This window comes from Arthrobacter sp. GW822-FHT05G07 (assembly GCF_058799755.1).
In genome coordinates this window covers 232,396-245,575 of the sequence record NZ_JBXALT010000004.1, presented here as the reverse complement: position 1 = coordinate 245,575, position 13,180 = coordinate 232,396, and the positions used below count along the sequence as shown (strand labels likewise).

Genomic DNA, 13,180 nt, shown 5'->3' with positions numbered 1-13,180 from the left:
TCATGACGACGGGGGAAAGCCCTAAGCGGCCTGGTGCGGTGACGTTCTCTGTGGTGCTGATGTACATCGGTGGCATCGCCCAAATCATTCTGGGGATCCTGACGATTTTCCTGCGCTACACGCCGGAGGCCCAGTCCGGTGGCATTGCCCTGCCCATCACGTTGCTAGGTGCAGGCATGATCCTGTTCGGCTTGTTGGTGATCGGACTGGCATCCGGAGTGGCGCGGGGAAGCGAGGCAGCCCGTCGCGGCGCAACAGCGGTCATGCTGCTCGGCCTGGCCTTTGCCGTGCTGGACCTGATTATTGCCTCTGATGGAGATTGGTCCGCTGTGATCTCGCAATCCATCGCAACGGTGGCCGTAGTTATCCCGCTGTGGGTCGGCCGCGGGCGGCGCTACTTCGAGACTCGTTGACGCAGGGCCTCCTGGGCGTCCCGGTAGGCAACACGGCGGTGCACGAAGCGGACAATCTCGATCAGCGCGATACAAGCCACGGATGTTCCCAGGACGAGTAGCGCCGTGGGCAGCGTTGGGTCGGTGAACTGGAGGAAATCGCGGGCAATCGGCACGGAATAGACGACTACCAGCCCGATCATCATGGCGCCGATGACCATCCCTTTGAACCGGGTGACCGGTCGCGAGAGCACCACCAGGATCCAGATGCCGATGATCGCCAGGATGAGTGTGGACCCGGTCCTGATCTCCGCTTCCGGAATTTGCAGGTTCGCGGCGAGCCGGGCGTAGGAGGCCAGGCCCAGGGTCACGGCCACACCCGCTGGCACGGCGAACGTGAGTGACCTCCGCAGGAAACCGGGAACGTAGCGCTGGGCGTTGGGCAGCAAGGCCAGGAAGAACGCCGGAATGCCGATGGTCAGGCCGTCAGTCACCGAGAGCTGCCGGGGAAGGAACGGGAAAGGCAGAAGGAGAATGCCGAACGCGATGGCCAGGAACGTCGCGTAGGCCGTCTTGGTAAGGAAAAGCATGGAGACGCGCTCGATGTTGGCAATGACCTGCCGGCCCTCGGCCACCACGCTGGGCAGGTGCGAGAACTTGCCGTCCAAGAGCACCAGCCGGGCCACTGCCTTGGTGGCGGCGGCACCGGAATTCATGGCGACACCGATGTCCGCTTCTTTGATGGCAAGGGCATCATTCACGCCGTCGCCAGTCATGGCAACAGTGCGGCCTGCAGCCTTCAGTGCCACGACGATCCGCTTCTTCTGGTCAGGTGTCACCCGGCCGAAGACCACGTTGTTGTTGATGACGTCCAGGAACTCCTTATCGTCATCCGGCAACTCCCGGGCGTCAAAACCGTGGGGTGCATCCAGGCCGACTTCCCGGGCGATCGCGGCCACCGTTTGTGGGTTGTCACCCGAGATGATCCGGACATCCACTTCCTGTGCTGCGAAGTAAGTGAGCGTCTCCGCAGCGTCCGGACGGATGTTCTCCTTGAACGTCAGGAGGACCACGGGGACAGCATCTGGCGGAACGGTCTCGTCGTCGGTGGGTGTGCCGTGGGCAAGGACCAGCGTGCGCCGACCGGTGGTTGCCAACTCCGCGGCTTGGGTGGCAAGTTGCCGCTTCAAGGGATCGCTGGAGTCGTGGTCCGGGAACACCATTTCGGGGCCGCCCAGAATCCACATCCCGTCGTCGAAAATCACCGCGCTCCACTTGCGGGCCGACGAGAAGGGCACCCGGTCAAGCGGGTGGCCGGCTGGCTCGTTGAAGTGCCCCGCGAGGCTGCGGGCCGTTGCGTTGGCATCTTTCTGCACGCCATACCAGGAAAGAACCGACTCCCAACCCGGACGAGAGGTGAGCGGGTGCACGGCGTCGAAAACAATGTCGCCCTGGGTGAGGGTTCCGGTCTTATCGAGGCAAATAATGTCCACCCGCGCAAGGCCTTCCACCGCGGGCAGCTCCTGCACCAGCACCTGCTGACGGGCCAGCTTTACCGCCCCCACAGCGAAGGTAATGCTGGTCATCAGCACCAGCCCCAGGGGGACCATGGCGACGACGGCGGCAATAGTCGCCGTCGCTGCGTCCCGCCACGCTCCACTTGCCGAGGCTTCGGCCCACCCGCCCTGGGCAATCATCTGTGCGTTCAGAACCAACAACGCCACGGGACCGACGAACCAGGTGACCCATTTCAGGACGCGATCGATCGAGGAGCGGAGCTCCGACGCTACAAGGGAGAACCGTTTGGCTTCGGCGGCGAGCGAGTTGGCGAAGGAATCTGCGCCCACCCGATCCACCACCGCTGATCCTTCACCGGCGACCACAACAGAGCCGGACAACACCCGATCCCCGATTTCCTTCTCTACGGCATCGGATTCGCCTGTCAGCATGGATTCGTCCACTTGGAGTCCGCGTGATCCGGACACTAAACCGTCGGCTGGGACTTGGTCCCCAGCCCTCAGGACAAGGGTGTCGTCCAGCACAACGTCGTCCAACGCGATCTCTGCTTCCGAGCCTTCACGCATCACCCGGGCATGCGGGGCGTTCAACAGGGCCAGGCGGTCCAAAGCCCGCTTTGCCCGGTACTCCTGGACGCTGCCGATGACCGCGTTCGCTATCGCGCTGAATCCGAAGAGCGCATCCTGCCAGCGGCCAATCGCGAAAAGGACGATGAAGCAGGCCAGGATGATGCCGTTGAACAGGGTGAGCACATTGGCGCGGACGATGCTCCACACGCTGCGGCTGGTGTCCTGGACGAAGGCGTTGGTTTGCCCCGCGGCGACCCTCTCGGCGACCTCGGCGGTACTCAGTCCTTGAGTGGAGGCCGTCTTTTGCCGGACGGTTTCCCCTGCTTGATCCTTCTCGAGTTCCACTCATTCCCCCGTTGTTGGGTCGCTTCAGGGATTGTCATCGGACAGGGCGTGCGATGGGAATGAGTATGCCAGCCGCGCGGCATTAAGTCGCTGTCGTCGTCGTCGGCTGTCGCTGTCCGGCTGGCGTGGCCGGTCAGTGGCCGGTCAGTGGCCGTTAGGCGGTGAAGGCGAGGTCTTTGGCGTTGAGCCTGTGGAGGAGAGGTTCGCCGCGGGAGATCCGGCGCGCTTCCTCGATGGTGCTGACCGCCATGCGCTCCAGTTCCATGCCCAGTGAACCAGCCAGGTGCGGTGTGAGCAGCACGTTGGGATGGGTGTAGAAGCCTGAGTCCGCGGGCAGCACCCAAGGCGTAGTGACGTCCAGGACTGCGTAGAGGTCGCCTTGTTCTATGCGCCCGAGTAACGCATCCTGATCAACCAGTTCGCCACGGGAGGTGTTGATGAAGGTGGCTCCCGGCTTGAAGCTCGCCACCAGCGCCCGGTGGATCAGGTTGTAGGTGGACGGGAGCGACGGCGCGTGGAGGCTGACGACATCGCACGTGGCCACCAGCTCTTCCAGACCAAGACGTTCGACGCCGAGCGCGGCCGCCGCGGCCTGGTCCAGGAAGGGGTCGGAGACGAAGACCTTCACGTCGTAGGACTTCAGGAGGCGGATGACGTGCTTGCCGATCCTTGAGGCGCCAATGATGCCCACCCGCTTGCCGAAGTTGCCCATGTCCGGAAACACCTGGTCCGGCTCGATTTCCACCCTCTCGGTGTGGAGCTTGCGGGCGATCTGCAGGACTCTCTTGTTGGCCAGCAGGATCATGGCCACCGTGTATTCGGCAACCGGAATGGAGTTGGCATCGGCAGCCGTGCTGATTTCAATGCCCCTTTCCCAACATTCCTCGCCCACGTGATGCCTTACCGTGCCTCCGGCATGGAGGACATGGGTCAATCGCGGGGCCGCGGCCAGGGCAGCGGCGTCCAGTTTCGGGCATCCCCAGCCGGTGATGAGGATGTCCGTCTCCGCAAGGAGTTCCAGCGAATGCGGCGCGGTGAAGTCTTCCATGGGCGTCGGGCTGAGCAGCCGCAGCCCCGGTCCCAGGGCCTCCAGCCTGCGGGACGGAAAGACCCGGTCTACGACGCCGGGACCCATGGCCAGTGCGACGTTCAGTGATGTTGTTGTCATTTGACGCTCCCTGCAGTGAGGCCGGACTTCCAGAAACGCTGCAGCATGATGAAGGCCACCAGCAGCGGAATGATGGACAGCAGAGAACCCGTGATGACCATTGGTGTGAATTCAGGCTGCGGTACCGAGTAGCCCTGCCAGATGGAGATGCCGACGCTGACGGGCAGCAATTGCTGGTCCTGGAGCATCACCAGGGGAAGCATGAAGTTGTTCCACACCCCCACGAACTGGAACAGGGCAATGGTGATGTAGCCGGGCATCATCATGGGCAGGCCCAGGGAGAAGAAGGACCGGATGGGTCCGGCGCCGTCCATGCGTGCGGCTTCAAGGGTTTCGGCAGGAACGTAGCTGGCGGAGTAAACCCGCGCCAGGTACACACCGAAGGGGTTGCACAGGACTGGGATGAGGACGGCCCAGATGGTGTTGGTCATGCCCACCAGGGAGGCCAGAAGGTACATGGGCAGCACCGTGGCCGTGTTGGGAATCAGGACGCCCACCAGGACGAAACCGAAGAGTGAGTCTTTCCAACGGAACTGGAACTTGTCGAACGCATAGCCGGCCATCACCGAAATCAGGCTGCCCAGCACGGCGCCAACACCGGCATACATCACGGAGTTACCCAGCCATCGGAAGAACAGGCCTCCGTCCTGCTTGGCCACGTTGGCGATGTTCTCGAACAAGGAGAAGTTCCCCAGAGCGTAGGCGCTGGTGCCGTAGAGGTCCGCCGCGTTCTTGGTGGAGGCGAACACCAGCCACAGGACCGGTACCACCATGTAGGCGGAGCCGATGATCAGGAGACCGTTGACGGTGAGCTTGCTGGCGAAGCCACCGCCGCGGTTGGAGCTGGATCCGGTGCGGTTGGAACGGGATCCGGCGCGGCGGGGAGTTGCTGTGTCCGGGGTGGTGCGGGGGCGGGGGAGAGTTGAGGCGCTCATGATTTGTTCATCCTGGAGCTAAGGCGGGTGACGGCCAGGGACAGGACTGCGGCCAGTCCGGCGATGATGATGGAGGCAGCCGCGGCCTGGTTGAGGTTGTGACGGATGAAGGCCGCGTCGTAGGCCCAGAGGTTGGGAACCCAAGTACTGGTGACTGATGCTGTGGCCTTGGAGATGATGGACGGTTCCGTGAACAGTTGCAGGGTTCCGATGATGGTGAAGAGCATGATCACGCTCAGCGCCGGAAGGATCAGCGGGAACTTGATGCTGATGGCCGCGCGGATTTCGCCGGCACCGTCCACGCGGGCGGCTTCCAGGATTTCGCGGGGAACAGCCTGCAAAGCGGTGAACAGAATGATGACGTTGTAACCGGTCCACTCCCAGACGCCGATGTTCACGATGGACGGAAGAACCAAGTGCGCGTCGAGGAAGTTGATCTGGATCCCGCCGCCTTGGAGAGCCTGGATCAGCGGACTGATACCCGGGGTGTAGAGATAGGCCCAAATGAGGGCGGCGATGACGCCGGGTACTGCGTGGGGAAGGAACACCAGGAGCTGGAAGAGCTTGCGCGCCTTGGCCACCGTTGCATCCAGGAGGAGGGCGAAGACCACTGCGCCGCCCACCATGCAGGGAATGTAGATCAGGCAGTACAAGCCAAGGCGGGCGATGCCTTCCACAAACGTTTCGGACTGGAAGACCTGCACATAGTTCTCAAGTCCAACGAAGACCGTCTTGGCTTCCCCGAAGCCCAGCCCGGACTTCTGCTGCGAGTGGAAACTCAGCACCAGGGAGTAGATCACCGGTGCGATCATGGCGATCGCGAAGACCGCGAAGAAGGGAACCAGGAACAGCGCGGCAGTCCTTCCGCCGGTTCCCGCCAGTGCACGGCCTCGGCGGCGCACTGTGGTGGTGAGGGCCTGGGTGGCCATGGGATTCTCCTAGCTTGGAGGGGGCCTCATCCTGAGGCCCCCTGCCTGTGTGGCTATTCGGTGGCGGAGTTACTCTTTGACGGAAAGGCCGGCCTGCTTCAGGCTTGCCACGGTGGCGTCCTGGGCAGTATCCACGGCGTCATGGATGGTACCGCCCGTGGTCAGCTTGCCGTAGGCGTCCTTGAGCGCAGTGTTGGTGATGTCCCAGTTGGGACCCCACTGCCAGCCCGGGGTGATGGTGCCGTACGCCTTGGTGAAGACCTCGTAGATGTCGTTGCCGAAGTAGCTGGCGTCATACGCCTTCTGCGCCACCGGCGTCAGGCCCGGGAAGGCAAGGAAAGCGGAGCCGGTGTTGCCGCGGGCCTTGATGGCTTCCTGGCTGGTGGTGAGGAACTCGACGAACTTGGCGGCCGCGGCCGGATTCTTGCTGCTCTTGGTCACGTTGAAGCTGGATCCGCCATAGAAGGCGCCGGACTCGTTGCCCCACGTCGGCAGTTCCGCAGCGATCCACTGGCCCTTCTGGCCGCTGGCCTCGGTGCGCTTCTGGATGCCCGTGGCGCTCCAGTTGGCACCCAGCACGCCAACTACGTTGCTGTTGGCCAGGTCCAGGCTCCACTCGTCACTGTAGGCTTGGCTGACTTTGACGATCTTCTGGTCAATGAGCTTCTGCCAGTAAGAGGCAACCTTCTGCGTGGCCTCATCATTGACGCCCACTTTCCAACTGTCACCCTCGGTGCCGAACCACTTGGCACCTGCCTGCCAGGCCAATCCGGCGCTCGCCGCTACCTCGTTGGGGTTGAAGCTGGCGAGGTAGGAGTCAGGCGCTACGGCTTTGAGCTTTTTGCCGGCCTGTTCGAATTCATCCCAGGTTTTGGGGACCTCGACGCCGGCCTTTGCCAGCATGTCTTGGCGGTACCACATGAGCATGGGGGCTGCGTCGTACGGAAGCGCGTAGGTTTTCTCACCGAACTGGACCAAAGCCTTGGTCTCGTCCGTGAGCTTGTCCACGGTCTCGGCCTTGTTGATCAAGCCATCGAGCGGGATCACCTGGCTGTTGCTGACGAACTGCGGCAGCTGCGGATATTCGATGGTGGCTACGTCAGGGCCGTTGCCTGCCGTGATGGCGGTGGAGAGTTTTGCGTAGCCACCGTTGGCACCGTTGGGGATGGTTTCGAAGCTGACCTTGATCTTGTCCTGGCTGGCGTTGAACGCTTCGGCCACTTTGTCCATGCCTGCCAACGAGGACCAGAAGGTGATGGATCCTGAGGGATCTTCCGTGGGGGTGGGCGCTGCCGCTGGGGTGGGGCCAGTACCGCAGGCGGCCAGCAACAGAGTGCTGGCGGCCAAGCCAGCTACTCCGGCAAAGAGATGACGACGCTTCATGGTGTTCTCCTTTGAAGACTTGCGATGCGAAGAAGGTTTGTGTGGTTGGGGCCACATGAGGTGAATCCATGTAACCGCGCCGCTTCGAACATCTACAAGATTTCAAACATTTTCAAACATTGCCGAGTGACGAGTTCAAAGGTCTCTGTTGACTTGGCTGTGGAACTTCGCCGTCAATTCTGTTTGAACGAACAGAAATGCTGGACGCTGTCAGCTTTACGCTGTTATGAATTCTGGACACCCGAAACGGCGACTACTGAAAAGCCATCACCTAAGAACAGGGATTCCAATGGAGAAATCGAACATCAGCAGACGGTCAGTCCTTCAAGTAGGCGGAGCAGCGTCACTCGCCGCGGCCATCGGGCTGGCAGCCGGCCAACCGGCGTCGGCGTCCGCCCTTCTGGGCTCCAAGCCCAAGGCGACGGAAATCCTGGACCTGGGTCCCGCCGTCGTACAGTTCTCCCTGATGAGCGGCCTGCTGGTTGGCGATGTTCTGTACATCGGTTCCCGCAACCTGGAGCCGGTCCGGATCATTGCCTTCCACGTCCCTACGGGCAAGGTCATCGGCCAAACCGAACTCAGCAACGGCCACTCCATCCAGACGTTGGCCGCCGATCCTTCAGGCCGGTACCTTTACGCGGGTGTCCTCCAGAAAGCCGCCGGCACGCTGCCGAACCTGTTCCGTTGGGACCTCAAAAGTCTCGGCACCAAGGCTACGGCGATCGGCTACATCGGAGACCGGGACGTCCGGGACATCAGCGTTGCACCCAATGGCCGGCTTTATGCAGTTGGCGGCGGAAGCAGCACCGCACCAGCGCTGTGGGAATACAACCCCGCCACCGGCCAGGTAGCGAGTCTTGGCATCCCGGACGCGGGAGCAACCTTGGCCCGCGCCGTAGCCGCGACGGACGCCACGGTGTTCTTCGGCGCGGGCAGCACGCTCAACGGCGGAAGTGGCGCCAGCCGGGCCTGCCTCTACGCCTACGACACAGCATCCAGGAAGTTCACCAACGTGACTCCGTCCGAAATCCTGCCAGATCCCAGCATTCGCGACCTCGCAGTGGTGGGGGACAAGCTTGTGGTCAGCTCCGCGGGATCGTTGGAGAACGCCAAGATGGCCGCTCTCAGTCTGGCCAACCACTCGTCGTACGCACTGACGGTCTCGGAAGGCAAGGTGGCCAAGAGTTTCGCGGTGATGTGGGACAACGTCTATTTCGCCAACGAGACCGGACTACTCGCCTACTCGCTGGCATCGAACACGATCGCTGCCGTGCCGTTTGAGGGCCCCTCGCTCGGGGAAGTCTGGGGTGTCGATTCCAGGGATGGGAAGTTGCTGGTCACCTCCGGTTATGGCTTCATCGCCGAGATCGACCCCGTAACCGGCGCCACCAAGACCACCGACCTCGGCGAAGCTGGCGCACGCTCTGATCCTCAAACGGTGATGGGAATTGCTGCTGGCGCGGGCTACGTCTACGTGGGTGGCAATGGCGTCATCGCCCGGCGTTCGCTGAAGGATGGCAACGTCACGAATATGAGGGCCCCCGGCGAGGCGAAGGACGCGATCGTTGTGGATGGGGCCCTTTATACAGGCCAATACAGCGGCCAGGGCATCTGGAGCTACAACCCACTTGACGGAAACTCGATCACGCAAGTGGCGGAGTTCCCCAAGGAACAGAACCGGCCCCTGGACGTCTGCTGGGACGAAAGCAACAAGCTTGTCCTGGTAGTCACCCAGGCAGACACCGAAGGCGGCGGTTCGCTGTGGACTTACGACCCCCGAACCGGAAAGAAGGGCTTCTTCGTCAACCCCATCGACGACGTCCAGCTGGTTCGCGCTGTTGCCAGCCGCGAGGGCATGGCCTACTTAGGCGGCGGCCTCCCGGGCATCACCGGGGCAGGGACAGTAGTGGCGTTCGATCCCATTGCGGGCAAGGAGCTGTGGCGGATCGATCCAGGCCAGGGTGCCGGCGTCTCCGCCCTGGCTGTGCAGGGGAAGTATCTCTACGGCATCTCCCGCAAGGGCAGCGTTTTTGTCATAGACCTGCCGAAGCGCAAAGTGGTGCATCAAGCCGATATCAGCTCCGTCTGCTACGGCTTCGCGGCCCTGGTCACCAACCGCGGCGCGGTGTATGGCGTTTCCAACACCCACGTCTTCCGCTTCGACCCGAAGACCTTCGAGCTTGCCACCGTGGTGGCCGACATCGACGGCGCTTGGTACAGCGGCTCGCACATTAACAACGATGAGGACGGCTACCTCTACACCATGCGTGGGAGGAACCTCGTGCGGATCAACGACCACCCCCGGCGGTAGGTGCCCGGCGTTGCGGGGCCTGCTTTGCGCTCTCTGGCGAGTATTTACCGCGCAGAGCGGGCCCCGCAACGCACGTGCATACGGTCACCTATGCTTGTTTGAACATCTGGATTCCGGAGAGGGTGGGCATGCTTAGCGGCGAACGCCACGAGAAGATTCTGCGCGAGCTTGAAATGCGGGGATCCCTGACCGTCAATGGGTTCGCGGAGAAGACCGGGCTGTCCACCATGACCATCCGCCGGGACCTGACGCAGCTTGCTGCCCAAGGGCTGCTGCGCCGGGTCCACGGCGGTGCCGTTCCCGTCCCCTCCGAACGGCAAGGCGACACTGTTCACAGGAGATCCCGCCAGCCTCTCGCGACCCTGGGCCTTATTGTCCCGACCACGGGCTACTACTTTCCGGAGGTCATCCGCGGCGCGGAATCAGCCGCCAGGGGATTGAATGCCCGGCTGATTCTGGGGGTCAGCAACTACTCCGCGGAGGACGAACACCGGCAGCTCCAACGCATGGTGGCCAACTCCGTGGACGGGATACTGTTGGCAACCGCCGGATCCCTTGAACCCGGATCTCCAACGTTCGAGCTGCTGTCCGGGCTGCGAATCCCCGTAGTGCTCGTGGAACGTTCAAGCCGGGTGTTCGAATCCGTGATGTCCGATCACAGCTATGGTGCCGAGCTTGCACTTGAGCACCTCGCATCCCTGGGCCACCGCAGGATAGGGCTTGCCATCGCCACCAGCCCCACAGCGCCGTGGCTCCGTGAAAGCCACGAGCGCATGGTAGCCAAGCTGGGGCTCGAAACTGATGCGCCCATCATGGAATACGTTCGTTCAGTGGTGGGCGCAGGCAACAACCAAAAAGAGTTCGCGAAATTCCTCAGAGACTGCCGTCGCACTGAGACGCACGCGGCCCTGGTGCTCCCGGACGAGGAAGCCATCACGTTGATTAACCTCGCCGAGGAATCGGGGCTTGACGTCCCGGAGGACCTGGCGATCGTGGCCTACGACGACGAGGTGGCGGACCTCGCCCCCGTGCCCCTGACATCTGTCGCCCCTCCGAAGCGGGACGTAGGCCACGCCGCCGTCGCCATGTGCATGGAACGTCTTGCCGGAAAGACCGGCTCTGCGGTTTCGCCGGCCCTCCGCCGCGTGAGCCTGGCCCCGAAACTGATCATCCGGGAGTCCACCGTGCCGGGGGAGGACGTGGAGTAGGGGGAGCAGCTCTGAGAAATGTCAGTGGCGGTCAATAGGTTTGTGTGCATGACTGATTCGCGTGCCCTGGCTTTACCCGCAGATTACAAAGATCTCTTAGACGCGCTCAAGAAACGCGTGCGCGATGCGCGTCAGACCGCCCGTCGAACCGTCAACACACAGCTGATCGAGTTGTATTGGTCGATCGGGAAGACTGTGTTGGAGCGCCAGCAGGCGGAGCAATGGGGGAGCGGGGTCATGGGACGCCTGGCCGAGGACCTCCGTGCAGAGTTCCCGGAGATGAAGGGCCTATCGCGATCCAACCTTTTCTATATGCGGGGATTCGCAGCCGCCTGGCCGGATTCAATTGTCCAACAAGCCGTTGGACAATTGCCGTGGGGCCACATCACAGTGCTGTTGGACAAACTAGACATGCCGGAGGACCGGGATTTGTACGCTGGCGCCGCAGTTGACCACGGCTGGTCTCGCAACGTCCTGCTGAACATGATCATGAACCGGACGTTGGAAAGGACAGGCGCGGCGCCATCGAACTTTGTCCAACGGCTTGTTGGACAAGATTCCGAACTGGCCCAGCAGGTGGCCAAGGACCCCTACAGCTTCGAATTTCTCGGCCTGTCGGGGGAAGTCGCCGAACGGGACCTTGAACTGGCCCTTACCAGCCGAATCACTGAAACCCTCAGGGAACTCGGGCCGGGATTCTCGTTCGTTGGCCGGCAGGTCCACTTCGATGTCGACGGCGACGACTACTACGTCGACATGCTGTTCTTCCACATGGACCAGAACCGGTACGTCGTCGTAGAGCTCAAGACAGGAAAGTTCCAGCCTGAGTACGCCGGCAAGCTGAACTTTTACGTTGCCCTTGTGGATGACATGCTTCGCCGGGAGCATCACAACGAAACGATTGGCATCCTGATCTGCGGCACTAAGAACGACCGCAGCGTCAGGTACAGCCTCGGGCGGTCAACCTCACCCATGGCAGTCGCCGCCTATACATACGACAAGCTCCCGGCCTCCGAACAGCAAGCCCTGCCCAACGAAAGCCACCTGGTCGCTGCCCTCGAATGGGCAGAACCTGACGAGGGACAGACCGAACACACTTAGGCGGTAACGCCAACAATTGAAGTCACCCCCGCCACGGCGTGAACCGCGGCCACCACCCCGGGACATGGCGTCGGTAGCTCAGGTATTGCTCGCCGTAGGTCTCGGTGAGGGTTGGTTCCTCGTAGCCCTTCACAAACGCGACTACCGCGGCGAGGACAAGCACCGCATAGATCACCAGCCCCCAACTTCCGAACAGCAGTGCCTGGCCCAGAATGATGCTCAGCACCGCGAGGTACATCGGATTGCGCACAAAGCGGTAGGCGCCCCTCACCACCAGCGTTTCAGTGGGAGCCACAGGAGCGGGCGTTCCGCGGTGCAGAGCAAACAACGCGAAGGCGTGTAGGAGGAAGGCCACCCCAGCAGCGATGGCGCTCCACGCAAAGAACATCACAATCCACGCTGAGCCCCAGTCAAACCAACGCCAGCCGGAGATCAGCCCGGGAACGAGTCCTGCCACGATGCCAGGGGCGAGGAACAGGAAGAGAACCGTCCCGATCCACGCACGTGCTGGTGAGCTTGCCTGGGCCATGCGCGCCAGAATAGCCCCACCCGGCTTACCGCGCGACCCTCCCGCCGACTCGGCGTCCGGACTAGGATGGCGCGCATCAAAGAGTGGCCTGGAAGAACTCACCAAGAGGAGCACACCCTGGGAATTCTCTCCGTTGACCTTTTCATCACCCTCGACGGCGTGTATCAAGCGCCGGGCGGTCCCGACGAGGACACCTCGGGCGGCTTCGAGTTCGGAGGTTGGCAGGCGGCTTACTCGGACGAGGAGAGCGGCTAGGCGATCGTCGCAGGAATCGACCGGATGGACGCGCTGCTGCTGGGCCGCAGGACCTATGACATCTTCGCCGGGTTCTGGCCCAACCAGAGTGACCACATTGCCGACACCTTCAACGCCCTGCCGAAGTTTGTGGTCTCGCGGACCCTGAGAGACCCCGGATGGACAGGGACCACAGCACTGCCGGACGTTACGGACGTGGAAGCTTTGAAGGACAGATTCCAAGACATCCACGTCATCGGCAGCGGCGACCTCGCCAGGTCATTACTCGAAGCAGACCTCGTGGTCCGGCTCAACTTGTACCTCTACCCGCTCACGTTTGGCTCGGGTAAGCGCCTGTTCCCCGACGGAGCCGGCGTGCCCGCGGCCTTCCGCCTGGCGCAGCCACCGCGTGGCTTCGCGAAGGGCGCCGTCGCCCTCGTTTACGAGCGGGCCGGCGCCCCGGTCACAGGCATCGACATCAGCCAGGCCTAACAGCGCACCAAGTACTGCAAGCACAACAGAAGCGGGGGGGGGGGGGGGGGGAGAGGAACTTCGAGA

Annotated in this window: 10 protein-coding genes and 1 pseudogene; 5 read left to right on the top strand and 6 right to left on the bottom strand. The window is 62.5% G+C overall.

Features of this window, described 5'->3' with window-relative positions:
* Positions 1-2 precede the first annotated feature (2 nt).
* The gene (locus tag AC1RJY_RS08470; protein ID WP_143711662.1) at positions 3-413 is read left to right on the top strand and encodes a hypothetical protein; all 411 of its coding nucleotides are present in this window, start codon (positions 3-5) and stop codon (positions 411-413) included.
* Here AC1RJY_RS08470 and AC1RJY_RS08465 read toward each other — a convergent pair.
* From AC1RJY_RS08465 to AC1RJY_RS08445, 5 genes are all read right to left on the bottom strand, one after another.
* A complete protein-coding gene (locus AC1RJY_RS08465) occupies positions 395-2,824 on the bottom strand; it encodes an HAD-IC family P-type ATPase (RefSeq protein ID WP_498602111.1) in 2,430 nt (809 codons plus the stop codon). The two genes, AC1RJY_RS08470 and AC1RJY_RS08465, sit on opposite strands and share 19 nt — an antisense overlap.
* 154 nt (positions 2,825-2,978) lie before the next feature.
* Complete coding sequence (locus AC1RJY_RS08460) at positions 2,979-3,992, bottom strand: hydroxyacid dehydrogenase (RefSeq protein ID WP_498602110.1); 1,014 nt, start codon at positions 3,990-3,992, stop codon at positions 2,979-2,981.
* Positions 3,989-4,927, bottom strand: coding sequence for a carbohydrate ABC transporter permease (locus AC1RJY_RS08455; RefSeq protein ID WP_014922889.1), 939 nt, complete (start codon positions 4,925-4,927; stop codon positions 3,989-3,991). The genes AC1RJY_RS08460 and AC1RJY_RS08455 overlap by 4 nt, the downstream gene beginning before the upstream one ends.
* Positions 4,924-5,856: a carbohydrate ABC transporter permease gene (locus AC1RJY_RS08450; RefSeq protein ID WP_014922888.1), complete on the bottom strand. Its 933-nt coding sequence runs from the start codon at positions 5,854-5,856 to the stop codon at positions 4,924-4,926. The genes AC1RJY_RS08455 and AC1RJY_RS08450 overlap by 4 nt, the downstream gene beginning before the upstream one ends.
* 69 nt (positions 5,857-5,925) lie before the next feature.
* The gene (locus AC1RJY_RS08445; protein ID WP_210065766.1) at positions 5,926-7,239 is read right to left on the bottom strand and encodes an ABC transporter substrate-binding protein; all 1,314 of its coding nucleotides are present in this window, start codon (positions 7,237-7,239) and stop codon (positions 5,926-5,928) included.
* 289 nt (positions 7,240-7,528) lie between these two features.
* Here AC1RJY_RS08445 and AC1RJY_RS08440 point away from each other — a divergent pair, with 289 nt between their 5' ends.
* The 3 genes from AC1RJY_RS08440 (at position 7,529) to AC1RJY_RS08430 (ending at position 11,859) form a co-directional block, all read left to right on the top strand.
* On the top strand, positions 7,529-9,550 hold the full coding sequence (locus tag AC1RJY_RS08440; RefSeq protein WP_498602109.1) for an outer membrane protein assembly factor BamB family protein: 2,022 nt from the start codon (positions 7,529-7,531) through the stop codon (positions 9,548-9,550).
* A 98-nt stretch (positions 9,551-9,648) separates the two neighbouring features.
* Positions 9,649-10,758 (top strand): substrate-binding domain-containing protein, encoded by a 1,110-nt coding sequence (locus AC1RJY_RS08435; protein WP_026005707.1) that lies wholly within the window; start codon positions 9,649-9,651, stop codon positions 10,756-10,758.
* A 48-nt stretch (positions 10,759-10,806) separates the two neighbouring features.
* On the top strand, positions 10,807-11,859 hold the full coding sequence (locus tag AC1RJY_RS08430; RefSeq protein WP_014922884.1) for a PDDEXK nuclease domain-containing protein: 1,053 nt from the start codon (positions 10,807-10,809) through the stop codon (positions 11,857-11,859).
* Positions 11,860-11,881: 22 nt separating this feature from the next.
* Here AC1RJY_RS08430 and AC1RJY_RS08425 read toward each other — a convergent pair whose 3' ends face one another.
* Positions 11,882-12,388, bottom strand: coding sequence for a methyltransferase family protein (locus AC1RJY_RS08425; RefSeq protein ID WP_498602108.1), 507 nt, complete (start codon positions 12,386-12,388; stop codon positions 11,882-11,884).
* Positions 12,389-12,505: 117 nt separating this feature from the next.
* Here AC1RJY_RS08425 and AC1RJY_RS08420 point away from each other — a divergent pair.
* Positions 12,506-13,114 (top strand): annotated as a pseudogene (locus AC1RJY_RS08420) (dihydrofolate reductase family protein).
* Positions 13,115-13,180: the final 66 nt, after the last annotated feature.